The 17,611-nt window shown below is 71.6% G+C and carries 18 protein-coding genes and 1 pseudogene; 7 read left to right on the forward strand and 12 right to left on the reverse strand.

The window, feature by feature from the left end:
• Positions 1–182: 182 nt before the first annotated feature.
• Positions 183–2,507: a serine/threonine-protein kinase gene (locus ABZ656_RS13465; RefSeq protein ID WP_101404452.1), complete on the reverse strand. Its 2,325-nt coding sequence runs from the start codon at positions 2,505–2,507 to the stop codon at positions 183–185.
• Between the two features lie 160 nt (positions 2,508–2,667).
• Positions 2,668–3,420 carry a VOC family protein gene (locus ABZ656_RS13470; protein WP_101404451.1) on the reverse strand — a complete coding sequence of 251 codons (753 nt, stop codon included), beginning with the start codon at positions 3,418–3,420 and terminating at the stop codon, positions 2,668–2,670.
• 165 nt (positions 3,421–3,585) lie between these two features.
• Here ABZ656_RS13470 and ABZ656_RS13475 point away from each other — a divergent pair, with 165 nt between their 5' ends.
• Positions 3,586–4,221, forward strand: coding sequence for a TetR family transcriptional regulator (locus ABZ656_RS13475; protein ID WP_101404450.1), 636 nt, complete (start codon positions 3,586–3,588; stop codon positions 4,219–4,221).
• An 85-nt stretch (positions 4,222–4,306) separates the two neighbouring features.
• On the opposite strand, the gene ABZ656_RS13480 is transcribed toward ABZ656_RS13475, so the two are convergent.
• Together ABZ656_RS13480 and ABZ656_RS13485 are read right to left on the reverse strand one after the other, a co-directional pair.
• Entirely contained in the window at positions 4,307–4,849 is a 543-nt protein-coding gene (locus ABZ656_RS13480) for a nitroreductase family deazaflavin-dependent oxidoreductase (RefSeq protein WP_101404449.1), read from the reverse strand.
• A complete protein-coding gene (locus tag ABZ656_RS13485; RefSeq protein ID WP_360267609.1) occupies positions 4,849–6,039 on the reverse strand; it encodes an acyl-CoA dehydrogenase family protein in 1,191 nt (396 codons plus the stop codon). The genes ABZ656_RS13480 and ABZ656_RS13485 overlap by 1 nt, the downstream gene beginning before the upstream one ends.
• Before the next feature lie 114 nt (positions 6,040–6,153).
• Between ABZ656_RS13485 and ABZ656_RS13490 the strand changes: the two genes are divergently transcribed.
• Positions 6,154–7,320 carry an acetyl-CoA acetyltransferase gene (locus ABZ656_RS13490; protein WP_360267537.1) on the forward strand — a complete coding sequence of 389 codons (1,167 nt, stop codon included), beginning with the start codon at positions 6,154–6,156 and terminating at the stop codon, positions 7,318–7,320.
• A gap of 26 nt (positions 7,321–7,346) precedes the next feature.
• Here ABZ656_RS13490 and ABZ656_RS13495 read toward each other — a convergent pair whose 3' ends face one another.
• The 3 genes from ABZ656_RS13495 to ABZ656_RS13505 are packed head-to-tail and all read right to left on the reverse strand — an operon-like array spanning position 7,347 to position 9,639.
• Positions 7,347–8,687, reverse strand: coding sequence for a hypothetical protein (locus ABZ656_RS13495; protein ID WP_360267540.1), 1,341 nt, complete (start codon positions 8,685–8,687; stop codon positions 7,347–7,349).
• The gene (locus ABZ656_RS13500; protein WP_101404446.1) at positions 8,684–8,863 is read right to left on the reverse strand and encodes a DUF397 domain-containing protein; all 180 of its coding nucleotides are present in this window, start codon (positions 8,861–8,863) and stop codon (positions 8,684–8,686) included. The genes ABZ656_RS13495 and ABZ656_RS13500 overlap by 4 nt, the downstream gene beginning before the upstream one ends.
• Positions 8,860–9,639: a helix-turn-helix transcriptional regulator gene (locus tag ABZ656_RS13505; RefSeq protein WP_360267612.1), complete on the reverse strand. Its 780-nt coding sequence runs from the start codon at positions 9,637–9,639 to the stop codon at positions 8,860–8,862. Before ABZ656_RS13505 ends, ABZ656_RS13500 begins: the two co-directional genes overlap by 4 nt.
• 122 nt (positions 9,640–9,761) lie before the next feature.
• On the opposite strand from ABZ656_RS13505, the gene ABZ656_RS13510 reads away from it, so the two are divergent.
• Complete coding sequence (locus ABZ656_RS13510; RefSeq protein ID WP_360267543.1) at positions 9,762–10,169, forward strand: hypothetical protein; 408 nt, start codon at positions 9,762–9,764, stop codon at positions 10,167–10,169.
• 10 nt (positions 10,170–10,179) lie between these two features.
• On the forward strand, positions 10,180–10,851 hold the full coding sequence (locus tag ABZ656_RS13515) for a pyridoxal 5'-phosphate synthase (RefSeq protein ID WP_101404445.1): 672 nt from the start codon (positions 10,180–10,182) through the stop codon (positions 10,849–10,851).
• Here the strand turns inward: ABZ656_RS13515 and ABZ656_RS13520 are convergent.
• The gene (locus ABZ656_RS13520; protein WP_101404444.1) at positions 10,788–11,762 is read right to left on the reverse strand and encodes a LysR substrate-binding domain-containing protein; all 975 of its coding nucleotides are present in this window, start codon (positions 11,760–11,762) and stop codon (positions 10,788–10,790) included. The two genes, ABZ656_RS13515 and ABZ656_RS13520, sit on opposite strands and share 64 nt — an antisense overlap.
• A 208-nt stretch (positions 11,763–11,970) precedes the next feature.
• Between ABZ656_RS13520 and ABZ656_RS13525 the strand changes: the two genes are divergently transcribed.
• Positions 11,971–12,876, forward strand: a complete 906-nt coding sequence (locus ABZ656_RS13525) for an SDR family oxidoreductase (protein WP_101404443.1) — start codon at positions 11,971–11,973, stop codon at positions 12,874–12,876.
• Between the two features lie 46 nt (positions 12,877–12,922).
• Here the strand turns inward: ABZ656_RS13525 and ABZ656_RS13530 are convergent, their stop codons facing one another.
• Positions 12,923–13,816 carry a GNAT family N-acetyltransferase gene (locus ABZ656_RS13530; RefSeq protein ID WP_101404442.1) on the reverse strand — a complete coding sequence of 298 codons (894 nt, stop codon included), beginning with the start codon at positions 13,814–13,816 and terminating at the stop codon, positions 12,923–12,925.
• A 61-nt stretch (positions 13,817–13,877) separates the two neighbouring features.
• Between ABZ656_RS13530 and ABZ656_RS13535 the strand changes: the two genes are divergently transcribed.
• Positions 13,878–14,180: a hypothetical protein gene (locus tag ABZ656_RS13535; RefSeq protein ID WP_360267548.1), complete on the forward strand. Its 303-nt coding sequence runs from the start codon at positions 13,878–13,880 to the stop codon at positions 14,178–14,180.
• 81 nt (positions 14,181–14,261) lie between these two features.
• Here the strand turns inward: ABZ656_RS13535 and ABZ656_RS13540 are convergent, their stop codons facing one another.
• From ABZ656_RS13540 to ABZ656_RS13550, 3 genes and pseudogenes are all read right to left on the reverse strand, one after another.
• Positions 14,262–14,906: a GNAT family N-acetyltransferase gene (locus ABZ656_RS13540; RefSeq protein ID WP_101404441.1), complete on the reverse strand. Its 645-nt coding sequence runs from the start codon at positions 14,904–14,906 to the stop codon at positions 14,262–14,264.
• A 141-nt stretch (positions 14,907–15,047) separates the two neighbouring features.
• Positions 15,048–15,446, reverse strand: a pseudogene (locus tag ABZ656_RS13545) (OB-fold domain-containing protein); the annotation flags it as partial.
• A gap of 124 nt (positions 15,447–15,570) precedes the next feature.
• The gene (locus ABZ656_RS13550; protein ID WP_360267551.1) at positions 15,571–16,023 is read right to left on the reverse strand and encodes a DoxX family protein; all 453 of its coding nucleotides are present in this window, start codon (positions 16,021–16,023) and stop codon (positions 15,571–15,573) included.
• A gap of 255 nt (positions 16,024–16,278) precedes the next feature.
• Between ABZ656_RS13550 and ABZ656_RS13555 the strand changes: the two genes are divergently transcribed.
• On the forward strand, positions 16,279–17,601 hold the full coding sequence (locus ABZ656_RS13555; RefSeq protein WP_360267554.1) for an NAD(P)/FAD-dependent oxidoreductase: 1,323 nt from the start codon (positions 16,279–16,281) through the stop codon (positions 17,599–17,601).
• Positions 17,602–17,611: the final 10 nt, after the last annotated feature.

Consider the following 17,611-nt stretch of genomic DNA (forward strand, 5'->3'; position numbering starts at 1 on the left):
GTAGGAGCGGCCGGGTCTGGGGCGGAGCCCCGGGTACGGGATGGGACAGGTAGGAGCGGCCGGGTCTAGGGCGGAGCCCCGGGTACGGGATGGGACAGGTAGGAGCGGCCGGGTCTAGGGCGGAGCCCCGGGTACGGGATGGGACGGGTAGGGGCGGCCGGGGCGAGGAAAGGCCGGTCACCCTACGTCGTGCGGGCCGTCCCCGTCCCCTTCTCCGCGTCCAGCGCGTACACGCACCGGTCCTTGCTGCACGCGTACACCACCCCGTCCTTGACCACCGGCGCACCGGTGATCTCCCCGCCCGTCGCCAGCTTCCAGCGGAGCCGGCCGTCGTCCGCCTTCAGGGTGTAGAGGAGATGGTCCGTGGAGCCGAAGTGGATGCGGCCCTCGGCGACCGCGGGCGCGCCCACGAGGTCGCCCCCGGCCTGGAAGCGCCACTTCGGGGTGCCGGTGACCGCGTCGAGGGTGTACAACCCCTTGCCGCTGCCGACGTGGACGTGGCCGGCGGCGACCAGGACGGGATCGATCGAGGACCGGGCCTCGGTCGCGATGCGCCAGCGGTCACGACCGTCCGTGGCGTCGAGGGCGTACACCGTGCCGAGGTAGTCGGCGAGGTAGACGCCGCCTCCCGTGACCGCGGGGCCCGGCACGAAGGTCGGCGGGGAGAGGAAGACCGCGGGGGCCTCGAAGTGCCAGCGGACGTGCCCGCTCGCGACGTCGACGGCGAGGACGCGGGTGCCCGCGGAGATGTAGACGTAGCCGTCGGGGGCGGACGTGATCCGTACGGGTACGCCTCCGCACGACGCAGCGTCGCCGATCGGGTACGACCACCGCTCCTCACCCGTACGGGCCTCCAGGGCACGCAGCCGGGCGTCCTTCCAGACGTACACCGTGCCGTCGTGGACGGCGGGCCCGGCCTCCGGGGACTCGAAGTCGGACTGGGCGCCGGTGATCTCCCAGAGCTTCTGGCCGTTGGAGGCCTCCCAGGCCTGGACGCCGCCCCCGCGCGTACCGGTGATGACGGTCCCGCGGTCGGCCTTCAGGGAGTACACCCAGGCGTCCGTGGACAGCCGCCACAGGTCCGCGCCCTCCCGCGCGTTCAGGGCGAAGAGGGTGGGGCCGTCGGAGGCGTGGATGCGGCCGTCCGCGACCGCCATGGACCAGGCCACGTCCCGTGTCTTGAAGCGGCGGCGGCCGGTCGCGACGTCCAGGGCGTGGACTTCGAAGGAGGTGACGTAGACGAGGTCGCCCGCGACCGAGGGCGTACCCCAGACGTCGTTCGACATACGGAAGCGCCAGGGCCGCCAGCCGGACGGGGAGTCCGGTGCGGGCGGCGGAGCGACCGTCGGTGCGGGGTCGGCGCCGTTGACGCCGACGCGCGGGCGGGACCAGGAGGCGGCGAGGCCCGCCTCCGGAGGAGGTGCCTTCACGGCGGCGGCACGGGCGTCGGCGACACGCGGTCCGGGGCCGATGGGCACCTGGCCGCCCGCGAGCCGCACGGGGCCGGCGTCGGGCGCCCCGACGGGCACGGGGGCGTGCGAGGGCGGCGGAGGAAGGGCGGGGCGTCCGCCACCGCTGCGACCGCCGGAGGACGGGGGCTTCAGCGCCGGACGGCCCCCTCGGCGCGCCTCGATCAGGCCTACCGCCCGCTCGGGCAGCCACGCCGACGCCGTACCGCTGTCGTCGGAGCCGGAGCCGAAGAGGTGGGGTGCCAACTGGGCCTGGAGGTCGGCGGGATTGGGACGGCCGGTCGCCTCCATCTGCATACAGGACTCGATGAGGGGGCGCAGCTCGTCCGGGAGACCCTCCAGGTCGGGGCCCTCGCGCAGCAGCATGAAGACGGTCTCGACCGGGTTGGCGCCGTGGAAGGGCGCATGCCCCGTGGCGGCGAACACCAGCATCGAGCCGAGCGAGAAGACATCGCTCGCACCGGTGACGCTGCGCGAGTCCTTCGCCTGTTCGGGGGACATGTAGGCCGGGGTGCCGACGGCGACGTTCGTCATCGTCAAACGGGTGTTCGAGACACCGGAGGCGATACCGAAGTCGATGACCCGCGGTCCGTCCTCCACCACCAGCACGTTCGAGGGCTTCAGGTCACGGTGGACGAGCCCGGCGCCGTGGATCGACTGCAGCGCCTCCGCGACGCCCGCCGCCAGCCAGCGCACCGCCTGGGCCGGCATCGGCCCGCACTCGTTCACTATTTCTTCGAGGGAGGGTGCCGGAACGTACGCGGTGGCCAGCCACGGCACGGCCGCGCGCGGATCGGCGTCGACCACGGCCGCCGTGTAGAAGCCGGAGACCGCTCGCGCGGCCTCCACCTCACGAGTGAAGCGGACCCGGAACAGCTGGTCCTCGGCGAGCTCGGTCCTGACCGTCTTGATCGCCACGCGCCGGCCCGAAGCCGAGCGCGCGAGATAGACCAGCCCCATGCCGCCGGCACCCAGCCGTCCCAGCACCTCGAACGGCCCGATCCGCCGCGGATCGTGCTGTGTCAGCTGATCCACCACTTGCCTGCCACCTCCCCGTACGAGCCACGTCATCCACGTATGAACGCGGCCCCGTGCAGCGTCTCACCACCGCACCGCCATGGCGGCACGCACCCCGATTCTTCCTGTCCGGGCCACAGGTTGCGAACCCGGGGGCGGAACGGGGTGTCTCGGGACAAAATCACCGGCCCCGTACCTGGAGTACGGCGAACGACGCCCCTTGATTGTCCGTGACGACGGCGGCCCTTCCGTACGACGTGTCGAAAGGGGCCGTCCGGACGCGTCCGCCGAGCCGGTTCACCGTACCGAGAACCGCCTCGACGTCCTCCACCCCGAAGTGCACGAGGAAGTGCGGCGGCATCTCGGCCGGGAAGACACCGGAGACCGGGGCGCGGCCGAAGTCGGGCGAGGCGTCGGGGCCGAACAGGGCCTCGTGGAACAGGGCGCCGTAGAAACGGTCGACGGTTTCCGGGTCCCGCGCGTACAGCTCGGCCCAGCAGAAGGTGCCCGGCTCGTGCCGCTTGCCGAAACCGGGGTGGGTGCCCGCCTGCCACAGGCCGAAGACCCCGCCCTCGGGATCGGTCGCGAGGGCGGTCGTACCGTAGGGGCCCAGCCGAGTGGGCGCGATGATCACCTGCCCGCCGGCCGCCTGGATCCGGGCCGCGAGCGCGGCGGCGTCCGGGGTCGCGAACGACACCGTCCAGACGGTGGGCATCCGGCCGTCCCGCTTGGGGGTGAGGGCCGCCACGGGCTCCCCGTGATGGCGCGCCCACACGCCCTCCATGTGCGGCCCGAACCCCTCCCCGAAGGTCCAGCCGAACAGCTCACCGTAGAAACGCCTGCCCGCCTCCACGTCGGGAAGCTGCGCGTCGACCCAGCAGGGGACGCCCTCCGAGTAGGCGTGCGTTGCGTCGGATGCCCGGGATACGGCCATGCAGCCAAGTTAACGGCCTTTCATCCACTCCGCGCGACGGCCCGGACACCCTCAGGCATCCTCCAGAGCCCCCTCGCCGCTCACACTCCCCCCACGCACCCCATTTGCAGTCGGCCGAATCGCGCTCCGATCACCCCTCGGTAAGCTGACGGCATGACAGGACAAGTGCGTACCGTCGACGGCCGCGTGGCCGGACGGCGAGGGCAGGCGACCAGGCAGAAACTGCTCGACTGCCTCAGTGAAATGCTCAGCTCGTCGCCGTACCGGGACGTCAAAGTCATTGATGTCGCCCGGAAGGCGGGCACGTCGCCGGCGACTTTCTACCAGTACTTTCCGGACGTCGAGGGCGCCGTTCTGGAGATCGCCGAGCAAATGGCCGCGGAGGGCGCCGGGTTGACCCAGCTCCTCGAAGGGCGCTCCTGGGTCGGCAAGGCCGGCTGGGCGACCGCGCAGGAACTCGTGGACGGCTTCCTGGAGTTCTGGCGGAAGAACGAGGCGATTCTGCGCGTGGTCGACCTGGGCGCCGCCGAGGGCGACAAACGCTTCTACAAGATCCGCATGAAGATCCTCAACTCGGTGAACAACTCCCTCTCGGACTCGGTCGCCGAGCTCCAGTCCAAGGGCAAGGTCGACAAGGACGTGAACCCCGGGGCGATCGCCGGTTCGCTCGTCGCGATGCTCGCCGCGGTGGCCTCGCACCAGAAGGGCTTCCAGACCTGGGGGGTCAAGCAGGCCGAACTCAAGCCGAACCTGGCGCTCTTGGTGCACCTCGGGGTGACCGGGAAGAAGCCGACCAAGTAGCGCGACCGTATCTTCTGGGGCTCCTGTTCGGCCCACATCCTGTCATGCAGGCGGCAGTTCACTTCGTGGACTGCCGCCTGCTGCGCTATGCGCCGCGGCGCACGATGCGAAACAGCCTGATCTCACGGTCGATCCGCGCCTGGTACGTGGCGTACGGCGGCCAGAACGCCAGCACCGCCTTCCAGACCGCGTCCCGCTCCTCCCCCTCCAGCAGACGGGCCGTCACGGGGATGTCCTCGCCCTGCCAGCTGATGACGGCGTCCGGATGGGCGAGGAGGTTGGCGGTCCAGGCCGGATGATCGGTGCGCCCGAAGTTGGACCCGATGAGAATCCAGCTGCCTGCCCGGCCACCCGTCCCCTTCGCCCCCTCGGCCCCCTGCGCCCCCTGTGCCCCCTCGGGCATACAGGCCAGTGGCGTGCGCCGCTCCAGCCCGCTACGGGCCCCCCGCACGGTCAGCACGATCCCCGGCAGCAGCTGCGCGCTGAGCAGCACCTTGCCGCGCGTCAGCCGGTGCACCGCGCGGTCGAGGGCCGGGACGAGGTGCGGGGCGACCCGGGCGAAGGCCCGCGTCGAGGACACCTTCTGCACACTCCGTACGACGGCTCGCGACCGGATTCCCGGCGCCATCAGACCGCCACCTCCGCCCCGTCGAAGAGCCGCGCCGCGTCGGCGGCGTACGCCCGCAGCCGGTGCACGGGCCCGAAGAGCAGTTCGTCGCCGGCCGCGCGCTTGAAGTACAGCTGGGCCTCGTGCTCCCAGGTGAAGCCGATGCCGCCGTGCAGCTGGATCGCCTCGGCGGCGGCCGTGCGCAGCGCCTCCAGGCCCTGGGCGAGCGCGAGCCCGCCGACCCGCTCGCCCCCGGCCCCCGCCGCCCAGGCGGCGTAGTACGCGGCGGAGCGCGCCGCCTGCACCTGCACGTACACGTCCGCGAGCCGGTGCTTCACCGCCTGGAAGGACCCGATCGCCCGCCCGAACTGCTCCCGCTGCCGCACGTGGGCGACGGTCCGCTCCAGCGCCCGGTCGGCGGCTCCGACGGCTTCGACGGCGAGCAGGGCGGCGGCGCTGTCCCCGACGGAGGCGAGCGCGCCGAGCACGTCGCCGTCCTCCTCGCCCAGCAACTCGGCCCGCACCTGACGCAGTTGCACCCGGCCCTGCGCCCGCGTCTCGTCCAACGACGTCTGCCGCATCCGTACGAGTCCCTGGGCGCCCTCCGTCACGAGGAAGATCCGCGTCCGGGCCCGGGCGAACCCCCCGGTGTGCGCGGCGACCAGCAGGAGCCCGGCGCTGTGCCCGTCGAGGACGCGTTCCACCTCCCCGTAGAGGCGCCAGCCGCTTTCCTCACCCGGCCGGGCCTGTACGCCCCCGGCCCGGCCGCCGCCCGCCCAGTCCCCGCCGTTGTCGCCGACCAGGCCGAGCGCGGTGGGGATCCCGGCGCCCGGTACCGCGAGGGCGGCGGTCAGCTCGCCGGCCGCGATCCCGGGCAGCAGCCCGGCGCGCTGGGCGTCGGTGCCGAGGGCGAGGATCAGCGGGGCCGAGAGGGCGGCCGTGGCGAGCAGCGGCGAGGGGGCGAGGACCCGCCCCGACTCCTCGCAGGCGAGGGCGAGGTCGGCGAACGAGCAGCCGACCCCGCCGTACGCCGTGGGCAGGGCGAGCCCCGGCAGCCCGAGCTGCTGTGCGAGCGCCTCCCAGAGCCCGGTGTCGTATCCGACCCCGGTGCGCACGGCCGACCGCACCTCCTCCGGACCGCAGCGCTTGAGCAGGAGTTCCCGCAGGGTGCGGCGGATCTCGTCCTGTTCGGCGGTGAAACGGGCGTCCATGGCCAGGCCCTTTCTCCCGATCTGACGGTCCGTCACATTAGCGCCGTGCGGTACGGATGCCCAGAGCCACGACGGCCTCCCGCGCGCCGCCACATCTGATGTACCGTCAGATTCATGACTCCGGGGAAGCGCAAGGTCGCCGTCGTGGGTGTCTCCCTCTCGGACTGCGGTCGCGTGGACGACGCGACGCCCTACGCCCTGCACGCCCAGGCCGCCAGGCGCGCGCTGGCGGACGCGGGGATGGACCGCTCGCTGGTCGACGGGTTCGCGTCGGCGGGCCTCGGCACCCTGCCGCCGGTCGAGGTGGCCGAGTACCTGGGCCTGCGCCCCACCTGGGTCGACTCCACCGCCGTCGGCGGCTCCACCTGGGAGGTCATGGCCGCGCACGCGGCGGACGCGATCGCGGCGGGCCACACCCGCGCCGTCCTCCTCGTCTACGGCTCGACCGCCCGCGCCGACATCAAGGCGGGCCGCCGCACCGGCAACCTCTCCTTCGGCGCCCGGGGTCCTCTCCAGTTCGAGGTCCCCTACGGCCACACGCTCATCGCCAAGTACGCGATGGCCGCGCGCCGCCACATGCACGAGTACGGCACGACACTCGAACAGTTCGCGTCGGTGGCCGTCCAGGCGCGGGCGAACGCGGCGCTGAACCCGGAGGCGATGTTCCGCACCCCGATCACCACCGACGACGTCCTGTCCGGCCCGATGATCGCCGACCCCTTCACCAAGCTGCACTGCTGTCTGCGCTCCGACGGCGGCGCGGCGGTGCTGCTGGCGGCCGAGGAGTACGTACGGGACTGTCGTACGGCCCCGGTGTGGATCCTCGGAACCGGCGAGCACGTCTCGCACACGACGATGTCCGAGTGGCCGGACTTCACGGTCTCCCCCGCGGCGGTCAGCGGACGCCTCGCCTTCGAGCGGGCGGGGGTGCGGCCCGACGAGATCGACGTGGCCGAGATCTACGACGCCTTCACCTACATGACCCTCGTGACCCTGGAGGACCTGGGCTTCTGCGCGAAGGGCGAGGGCGGTCAGTTCGTGGAGAAGGGGCGCCTGACGGTGGGCGGGGAGCTGCCCGTGAACACGGACGGGGGCGGGCTCTCGGCCCAACATCCGGGAATGCGGGGCCTGTTCCTCCTGGTGGAGGCCGTACGGCAACTGCGCGGGGAGGCCGGGCAGCGGCAGGTCAGGAAGGCGGGCGGACGCCTTCCTGAGCTGGCGGTGGCCTCCGGCACGGGCGGGTGGTTCTGCTCGTCCGGGACGGTGGTGCTGGGGCGGTAGGGGACGGGCGCCAGGGATACGGAAGGTCAGGGCAGAACGGTGACAGGAGCCGTGTCGTTGGCCGGGATCGGGTCGCGGCGGCCGGTGGACGGCTCGGTGTCCTGGAGGGCCACGCTGCCCTGCCCCGGCCCGTCGAGGCTCAGGGTGAACTCGAAGTCACGGCTCTCGCCGGGGTCGAGTCGGCCCACGAGGCAGCTGTACGCCGGGCCGTCGGAGTCGCAGTACGGCTCGTACGCGTCCTCGTCGATGGCCTCCATGGGTTCTTCCAGCACGATGCCGGGCGGCGGCGTGAACAGCAGCTTCGTACCGGCGCCGGGGATGCCGGGCCCGTTGTTGCGGACCTTGAGCCGTAGCGAGCGCTTCGTGCCGGGGCGACCCCGCAGTTCGGCGCCGAAGACCTCGTAGTCGGCGTGGGTGTCCAGACGCACGTCGGTGAAGACGTCTCCCTCGGCGAACGTGCCGCCGGTGGCGCCGGCGCCGTGCACGGCCTCGGCGGTCAGGGGCGGGCCGTCACCGGGGTCACCGCCCGGCGGCACCACGGTGTACTGCCCGGGCCCCGAGTCCAGCGTCCAGGCCTCCTGGCTGAAGGAGCCGTACATCCGCGTGTTCGGCGCGCGCAGGCGCAGGGCGGGGTGCAGGACGGCGGTCCCGCCCGGCGGGATACGCAGATCGGGAAAGCGGCAGACGGCCGTGTGGCCGTGATGCTGCGGCGGGTAACGGCAGTTGGCGTACCGCTGCCGGAAGTCCAGGTCCCCGGAACCGAGTTCGAGGCCGAGTCCCTTCACCGGTACCTCGCCGTCATTGCGGACGACGACCGGTACGGTCACGTCGGCGCCGGGGCGCACGTCCTTGATGACCTTCGGAGTTCGCACCTTCACCATGGGCTCGCCGACCACGACCCAGGTGCGGGTGGTGAGCGTCTTCCCGTCCTTCATGGTGAAGGTGTAGCGCACGATGCCGGTGTCGCCGGGTTTGCTGCCCTCTGCGGCGACCGGATGGACGCGGTCCAGGTCCGACCAGCTGTCGTAGGCGCCGCTGACGTCACAGATGGCACGCACGGTGTCGTTGAGGCACCGGGTCCCACTCTTGCGCAGGCCGACCGCCTTCAGCCGTACGACGCCCTCGGACCCGCGCACGTCGACGGTCAGCCGGTGATCCTGCGTGCCGTAGCGGCTGGTCGCCTTGACGTCCTCGGCCTGCAGATGGAACGGCATCTTGGCCTTGGGCCCGGATTTGTCACCGACGGGACGCAGGTAGAAGACCTCGGGGGCGGAGATCCAGGACTTGGGGTCCTCCGCGAGGGGGCCGCAGGCGCCGAGGGGGAGCAGGAGGGCGCCGCTGAGAGCGACGCCCGCAGAGCGCCTCAACGGACGGTACGGAGGAAGGCCGTCCAGGTGGTGGGGGTGACGGCGAGGGTGGGGCCGGTGTGGTTCTTCGAGTCGCGGATGTGGACCGTTTCGGGGCGGGTCGCTATTTCGAGGCAGGCGCCGCCTTCGTTGCTGCTGTAGCTCGACTTGAACCAGGCAAGTTCGGTCGTGTTCACAGTTCTCCCGCCTTCTGCTCGATGAGCTCCGCGGACTCCCAGGGGTTGAGCGCCTGCGCCCGCAGGATGCCGAAAAGTTCGAACAGGTCGTTCACCTGCTCCGGCTTGGAGATCACCGTAGCGCCGCCATGCCATTCCTGGTACACGAGCATGCGCCCTTCTTCCGTGCCCATCAGTTGCAACGGACCATGCATTCCCGCATGCGTGTGCCGCTTGGTCGGCATCACCTGAACCGTGAGGTGCTGTTTCAGCGTCCGGCTGCACCCCAAGATGTGCAGCAACTGCTCTTTCAGCACCTCCGCGCCCCCGAGATCCCGTTCCAGTACGGATTCCTCGATCACGTAGCCCACATACGGCGGTGAGTCACGCGTCAGCACCGCCTGTCGCTCCAGTCGGGCGGTGACGTGGCGATCGATCTCCTCCTCGGTGTATGCGGGTCGCCGCGCTTCGTACAGCGCCTGGGCGTACGCCGGGGTCTGGAGCAACCCCGGGATCAGCATCGTCTCGTACGCGCTGATCACCCGCGCGTGCCGTTCCAGCCGCACCCAGTCCAGGAACGTCGGCGGGTACTTCTCCTTCTCGGTGATCTCGATGCACGCGATGAGCGCACCCCTCGCATCGAGTCCCTTGTCCGCACCCCTGAGGAACTCGATCGGCGGGATCCGCTCGGCCCTCTCGTACGCACCGAGAATCGACTCGGACACCAGCAACAACTCACCCGCCTCCTTCTGCGTCAGCCCCATCCGCCCCCTCTGAATGCGCAACAGCTCCCCCACCAACCTGCGCCCCACGGACACCCCACCATTCGCCCCCACAACGACCACCATCCTCCCCACAACCGGCAATGTGGACCGTGTCCACATGGTCACGCTACGCAACCACTGCCACGCTCATAGTCATGACGAACAAACTCACCCCGAATTGGGTCCCAAGGTCCGGGCTTCAACTACGCCTCGCCGGGGTCCACTTCGACGCCATCCGGGTGTGCGGCGTACGCGGGGAAGCCGTGCTGCACCACCTCGTCGCGCTCACCGACGGTCACCCCGGACCGGTCGTCAGGGAATCCAACGGCTGCCGGTGGACGTACTTCCTGCTGGCGCCCGGCGAGGGCGCGGAGCACGACTGGCCGCCCGGCGCCCGCCGGTTCACGCGCTCGGCGCACGACGAATACGTGGGCGTACCCGCGCCGGAGGGGACCACGTACCCCCTGAGCTGGGGGCACGGCGCACCGGAGGTGGGTGAGTTCGTGGACGCGGAGCTGCTGCACGGGGTGCTCATGGCGCAGCTTTGCCGGACCTCCGAGTGATACTCGGGGCATGGGAACGGATCTTCAAGAGCTGCTCAGGTCACTGCGGGTGTGGGACGTGGAGCTGCCCACCTTCGACCCGGCATCCACACCCGCCGAACCACTCCCCCTGTTCACGGAGTGGTTCGCGGAGGCGGTCGCGGCGGGGCAGAGCGAACCGCACACGATGTCGCTGGCGACGGCGGACGAGGACGGGCTGCCCGACGTCCGGATCGTGATGCTGCACGACGCGGACGCGGACGGCTGGGCCTTCGCGAGCCATGTCACCAGCCGCAAGGGTCGCCAGCTGGCAGCCCGCCCGTACGCGGCTCTGGGCTTCTACTGGCCCGCTCAGGGCCGTCAGATCCGGCTGCGGGGGCCGGTCGAGGTCGCCACGGCCGAGGAGGGGCAGGCGGATCTGCACGCCCGTTCGACGGGGGCGCTGGCCGCCGCGCTCGTGGGCGGGCAGAGTGAAGTGCTCGGTTCCGTAGCGGAGTTGGGGCGGGTCTCGGATGCCGCCTGGGACCGCGCTCAGCGCGAGCCCGACGCCCCGGCCCCGACGTGGACCCTCTACCGCCTCCGGCCGGAAGAGGTGGAGTTCTTCCAGGGAGACGCGAGGCGTCGGCACGTACGGCTCGTCTACCGCCGTACGGAAGCCTCTCCGGAGGGCGGTGGCTGGCGCAAGGAGCTGCTCTGGCCCTGAGACTCGGGACCGGTCAGGTGGGCCTGGGCGCACTTGCGGAAGGCCGTCACGAGGCGGCTGCGGTCGTCGGCGCGGGTCGCGAGCACGACGTGGCTCGGTTCGACGCCGTGCAGGGGGACCGTGGTGAGGTCGGGGCGGACTCTGTCGACGCGCGGGTCGGCCGGGACGATGGCCACGGCCTGCCCTGAGGCGATGAATTCGAACTTGTCCTCCAGGGCCTCGATGAGCGGACCGTCGGGCGCCCGGCTGCCGTCGGGGCGGGGGTCGATGCGCCAGAACGCGTTCCAGGCCGAGTCGGACACCCGGGGCAGGGGTTCGTCGGCGATGTCGTCGAGGGTGACGGATTCCTTGCCGGCCAGGCGGTGGTCGAAGGGGACGAGGAGCACGCGGGGCTCGTCGTAGAGGATCGTGACGTGGAGTTGGTCGGTCCGCATCGGGAGGCGGGTCACCGCCACGTCCACCCGGTGCTCGGCCAGGGCCGCGTGGGCGTCGTTCCAGACGAGGTGCTGGGCGACCACCTCGGCGTCCGGGTGCAGTCGGCGCATCTCGCGTACCGCCGCGGTGACGATGAGGCCGGAGGTGTAGCCGATGGTGACACGGCTGGGCTGGGCGGCGGCCCGGGTGCGCGCCGCGGCCTGAGTGGCCGAGCGCAGCAGCGCCTTGGCCTGGGGCAGGAAGACCTCCCCTGCCTCGGTGAGCCGGCTGCCCTGGGGGGTGCGGTCCAGCAGCCGGGCACCGAGCTGCTGTTCGAGGCGGCGGATCTGCCGGCTCAGGGACGGCTGGGCGATGCACAGGGCGGCGGCGGCACGGCCGAAGTGCCGGTGCTCGGCGACGACCGTGAAGTACCGCACGAGGCGCAGATCGAGGTCGACCGGAGGCGAAGGCTGCTGCGGCGACGAAGCGGATGTCATGCCTTCACGGTATCCCCCGCACACATCAGGTGACAGCACTCTTCGGGTATTGAGCTGTGGTGATACCTGAAACGCATGCACTGTTTCGAAACAGGCCTTGGACACGGTTCCCCACGTGTCCGCACGGTGGATCCGGAACCACCGGACGGAGAACCGACAGGCGGGGAACCGCCGGACCGGACCTCATCACCCTTTTTTGGAGTGCACCATGCGTGTGTTCGTCACCGGAGCCACCGGATTCGTCGGCAGCGCCGTCGTACGCGAACTGCTGGACGCGGGACACCGGGTTCTCGGCCTCGCCCGCTCTGACCAGGCCGCCGCGTCGCTGACGGCCGCGGGGGCGCAGGCGCACCGCGGCGCCCTCGACGACCTCGACAGTCTGCGGGCGGGCGCGGACGCGGCGGACGGCGTGATCCACACGGCGTTCCAGCACGGCTCCTCCGACTTCGCGGCCGCCGCCCGGTCGGAACTCCGTGCCATCCAGAGGCTCGGTGAGACGCTCGTGGGATCCGGTCGGCCCTTCGTCGTGACCTCCGGGACCGCCGGTCTCACGCTCATGCCGGGCCGTGTCGCGACCGAGGACGACGAGCAGGATCTCTCGTCGCCCGCGGCGGCCCGGATCCGCGCGGAGGCGGAGACGCTGTCGTTCGCCGAGCGCGGTGTGCGGGCCTCGGTGGTGCGGCTGCCGCCGTCGGTGCACGGCGAGGGGGACCACGGCTTCGTCCCGCAGATCATCGCCGTCGCCCGCGCGAAGGGCGTCTCCGCCTACCCCGGCGACGGCTCCAACCGCTGGGCCGCCGGGCACCGGCTCGACGCCGCGCACCTGTACCGGCTGGCCCTGGAGGAGGCACCCGGCGGAGCGCGGCTGCACGCGATCGGCGACGAGGGCGTACCGGTCCGCGACATCGCCGACGCCGTCGGCCGGTACCTGAAGCTGCCGGTGGCCGCCGTCCCCCGCGAGGAGGCGGCCGACCACTTCGGCTGGCTCGGACACTTCTTCTCGATGGACCTACCGGCGTCGAGCACCCTCACGCAGAAGCGACTGGGATGGCGCCCCGAGCGGCCCGGCCTCGTCGAGGACCTCGCAGAGGGCCACTACTTCACGAAGGCGTAGACGGGTTGTCGTACACGGGTTGTCGTAGACGGGTTGTCGTAGACGGCTACTTCACGAAGTCGTAGACGGCGAAGTCGGCGACGGGGCGGTATCCGATGCGCTGGTAGAGGCCGTTGCTCGTCGGATTGGCGAGGTCGGTGAAGAGGAGCACCTCGTCCGCCCCGGTGGCCAGCGCGGCCCTGCTGACCTCGGCGGTGGCGGCCCCCGCGTAGCCGCGTCCGCGCAGGGGTGCCGGGGTGTAGACGGGGGCGACCCGGATCTGCCCGGCGATCAGGGGTGTCACTCCGGCCATGGCCACCGGCGTACCGTCCGGCGTCTCCCAGAGCGTGACGCCGCCGTACGCGATTCGGCTCTCGGCCCAGCGGTCCGGGTCCTGCCTCTCGTTCCGCCCGAAGATCCCGGCGAACTCGGAGTACCAGCGCGCGACGAGCGCGTGGTCGCCCTCACCGGCCATCCGGGCGCGGCCGGGCGGGACGGGCTTCGGCGGCGTGAGCGTGCCGAGCCGGTACAGCCGTTCGCTTCTCCTGAGCTGGGCCCGCGCGCCGGCATGGCGCTCCCAGGCGGCGGCGAACTCCGCGGCCGTGTCCACCGGACCGCCGACGCCCGGGAACGAGTACCCCTCGTCCGCGAGCCGCGCGGCCAGCGCGTCGATGTCCTCCGCCGGGAGGTCGGTGAGGTTGAGCTGGTACGGCGGAGTGTGGAACAGCACGGCCGACACTCCACCAACCCCGCCCCCGGCCCCGTCACCATCCGCGTCGGCGAGCCGCCCGAAGAACGGAACCTCTTCCCCGTACACGTCCGGCCCTCGTCTGCGCAGCGCGTCAGTCACGGACAGCGCCACGGTGTGCGCCGCGGGCCGCGAGCGCAGGAAGTCCCCCGCGCTCGTGAGGAATTCGTCCAGATCGCGGGTGAACACCCAGCCGTGCGCGTCACGAGTCATACCCGGCATGATCCCGCTCACGGCATGCCTGGTGCCTCCGGTTTTTCCTGGCCCGCGCACCGTGCCTGCCCTGGCCGGCGGCCCGGCCCGGCCCCTCACGCGTGGCCGTGCAGGCCGTCCGAAGGAACGGCACCCCCGCCCGCCCCAGCTGACCGTGGGCTCCTCGGGCGGACCACTGGACAACGGTCCGGACGACAACAAGGTCATGGGACAGCTGATCGGCACGCCCTTGCAGGCCGTCCATAAGTCGATCACCGCGGAAGTGAACCCTGCGGGAGGCGTGGGGATCTTCGGATACGCGGTCCTCGAAGACAACGGCGGGACCTGGAAGATCGCCTTCCAGACACGGCCGGCAGTCCCGTAATGAGTACGACCTGCACGTCGAGTGCGAGCAAGACCAACAAGTCGTTCGCCTGCCACTGAGACAGACCGGCAGACCGGCAGGTCAAGGAGTCGGGACCGGGTCTTGTCGGGGCCCGGAGCCCGTCGGCGGCAGCGTCGGCTCCGGGTCCGTCGCGATCCGTGCGTGCAGGTGGACGTCCCGGAACGCGTCGTGCCGCCCCGACTCGAACATCGCCTCCCGCAGCGTCCCCTCGTACGGGAACCCGCACCGCTCGGCGATCCGGCAGGACGCGTCGTGGCCGAGGGCGTGGCCCAGTTCGATGCGGTGCAGACGGACGGCGCCGAAGGCGTAGCGGGCGGCCAGGGCGAGGGCGCGGGTGGCGACCTGGTGGCCGCGGGCCTCCGGAAGGACCCAGTAGCCGACGATGCCGACGCGTATGACGTGGTTGATGTCGTTGACGCCTATGTGACCGAGGGTCGTACCGGTGGCCGCGTCCGTGATGCAGAAGGCGACAGCGGTGCCCTCGGCGACGCTCTCGGCGCGCGAGCGGAGCGAGTCACGGGCGCTGTCCAGGTCCCGGACGAGCTTGACCGGGGTGTTCCAGCGCTGGAACTCCGGGTCGGACAGACCACGCAGCCAGGTCTCGACATCAGTCTCGGAATCCGGGTCCCAGGGGCGCAGCCGCAGGCCGTGGCCGTCGAGCACGGGGAAGGGGTGGGCGAGGGACTTCTCGTGAACGTCGGACATCCGGCCATTATTCACGGGGCCCAAAGGGGATCAGGAAGTGGTTTTCGACACGGAAGAAGGGGACGGGACGGCGGAGGAGGGGGAGTGGACGGCGGAGGAGGGGGAGTGGACGGCGGAGTAAGGAGGCGGGACTGCGCCGGACCGCGGCCGGAACACGGGCACCCCCGCCCTGAACGCGACCTCCAGCCCCATCCCGATCCGCAGCGCGTCGCCCTCGCACTCCACCACCTCGGTCATCATCCGCGGCCCCTCCGCGAGGTCGACGACCGCGGCGACGTACGGCACCCGCTCGCCGAACGGAGGGAGGTCGTTGCGGTGTACGACGGACCAGGTGTAGAGCGTGGCGTGGCCGCTCGCGGGCTGCCAGCGCACGTCCTCGCTCCAGCAGTGCGGGCAGAACTCCCGGGGGTAGTGGTGGGCCCGGTCGCAGCCGGCGCAGTGGCGGATCAGCAGCCGTCCCTCCGCCGCCGCGTCCCAGTACGGCCGGGTGAAGGCATCGACTTCGGGCAGATCGACACGCGCCCCGCCCGACGCACGCACTTCGCCCGACGGACGCGCCCCGCCCGATGCACGCACTTCGCCCGACGCACGCGCCTCGCCTGGCGCACGCTCCCCGCCCGGCGCACGCTCCCCGCTCACGGGCACACCCCGATCGGCAGGCGCCTCACGAGAAGAGCCCGATCGCACTGTCCAGCGACCACGTCTGCCACCCCATCCCGAAGAAGGCGACGACCGAGATCAGCGCCATCATCGCGTTCTGCCCCTGCTCGGCCCAGTCGTGGATCATGAGGGTGAAGTACAGGACGTTGAGGAGCAGCCCGCCGACCAGCGCGATCGGCGTCAGGAACCCCGCCACCAGTCCCAGTCCGAGGGCCAATTCCGCGTACACGACGACGTACGCCATCGTCCGTGGCCTGGGCGCGACCACGACGTCGAAGCCGGAACGCACCGCGCTCCACCGGTGCTTGCCCGCGACGTCCGCCGCCCACGCGATCCCGGTCCCCCGCTCGAACCAGCCCTTCTTGTCCTTGTGCCGCCAACTCTCCAGCCACCACAGCCCGAGCCCGATCCGCAGCACGGCCAGCCACTCCGCCCCGCCGAGCCAGATCGTGTCCATGGCAGTCCACGCCCCCTTCGATATCTGACGGTACGTCAGTTCAGCGCACGGAGGGCGCCCGCGCAAGAGGCGTACGCCACCCTCCCTTCCCGTTCACCCCTCACCGTCCCTCACCACTCCTCACCATCCTTCGAACACAACCAAGTGACCTACGCCACCGGCCCCACCCACTCCTCCTACAGCCGTGATCAGTTCGCAACCGATTCCGGGCTTGACCGAGACCTATCAAGTGACGACGTGATTACGCTCGCGCTCATGGCCGACTCGACTGCTTCCTCCACATCCCGCCCGGTGCCGTCGCACGAAGACCGCCCCGTGTACGTGATAGGCGGCGGCCCCGGGGGGCTCGCGACGGCGTACGCGCTGCGCGCCCAGGGCGTACGGGCCGTCGTACTGGAGAAGTCCGACCAGGTCGGAGCGTCCTGGCGGCGCCACTACGACCGGCTGCACCTGCACACGACCCGGCGGCTGTCCGGCCTGCCCGGCCTCGCGATGCCGCGCACCTTCGGGCGGTGGGTCTCCCGCGACAACGTGGTGCGCTACCTGGAGAAGTACGCCGAGCACCACCAGCTGGAGATCGTCACGGGCGTCGAGGTCTCGCGCGTCGAGCCCGCCCCGGGCGGCGACGGCTGGCTGCTGCACGCCACCGGCGGCCGCGAGCTGACCGGCAGCGCCGTGGTCGTCGCCACCGGCCACAACCACACCCCGCGCCTCCCCGACTGGCCCGGCCGCGACACGTACACCGGCGAACTCCTGCACGCCGGCGACTACCGCAACCCCGCCCCCTACGCCGGCCGTGACGTCCTCGTCGTCGGCGTCGGCAACACGGGCGCCGAGATCGCCGTGGACCTGGTCGAGGGCGGCGCCTCCCGGGTACGGCTCGCCGTGCGCACCGCGCCGCACATCGTGCGCCGCTCCACGGCCGGCTGGGCCGCCCAGTTCACCGGGATCGTCGTACGACGGCTGCCGGTGCGTCTCGTCGACGCGCTCGCCGGACCGATGGCCAAGGTCAGCGTGCCGGACCTGTCGGCGCAGGGGCTGCCCCGCCCCGACACCGGCCTCTACTCCCGCGTCAACGAAGGCTCCATCCCCGTCCAGGACGTCGGCCTCATCAACGCCGTCCGCAAGGGACGGGTCGAGGTCGTGGCCGCGGTGGAGGGTTTCGAGGAGGACAAGGTCGTCCTCGCCGACGGAAAGCGGATCGGCCCGGACGCCGTGATCGCCGCGACGGGGTATGTACGCGCCCTGGAGGGCATCGTCGGCCACCTCGGCGTCCTCGACGGGCGGGGCCGCCCCGTCGTGCACGGCGCCCGCAGCCCGAAGAAGGCACCCGGCCTCTACTTCACCGGCTTCACCAACCCCATCAGCGGCATGTTCCGCGAACTCGCCCTCGACGCGGAGAAGATCGCGAAGGCGGTCGCGAGGACCGCGGAGAAGGCGGAGAAGGCGGCGGCCAAGGCGGGGGAGAAGGCGGCCAAGGCGCAGGAGAAGGCGGCCAAGGCGCAGGAGAAGGCGGCGACGAAAGCCGCGGCGGACACGGGGGCGCGCGACACGGGAGACACCCGCGCCGCGCACTGAGTTGCCGCAT

The sequence above is a fragment of the Streptomyces sp. NPDC007095 genome (assembly GCF_040634475.1).
Taxonomy (GTDB): domain Bacteria; phylum Actinomycetota; class Actinomycetes; order Streptomycetales; family Streptomycetaceae; genus Streptomyces.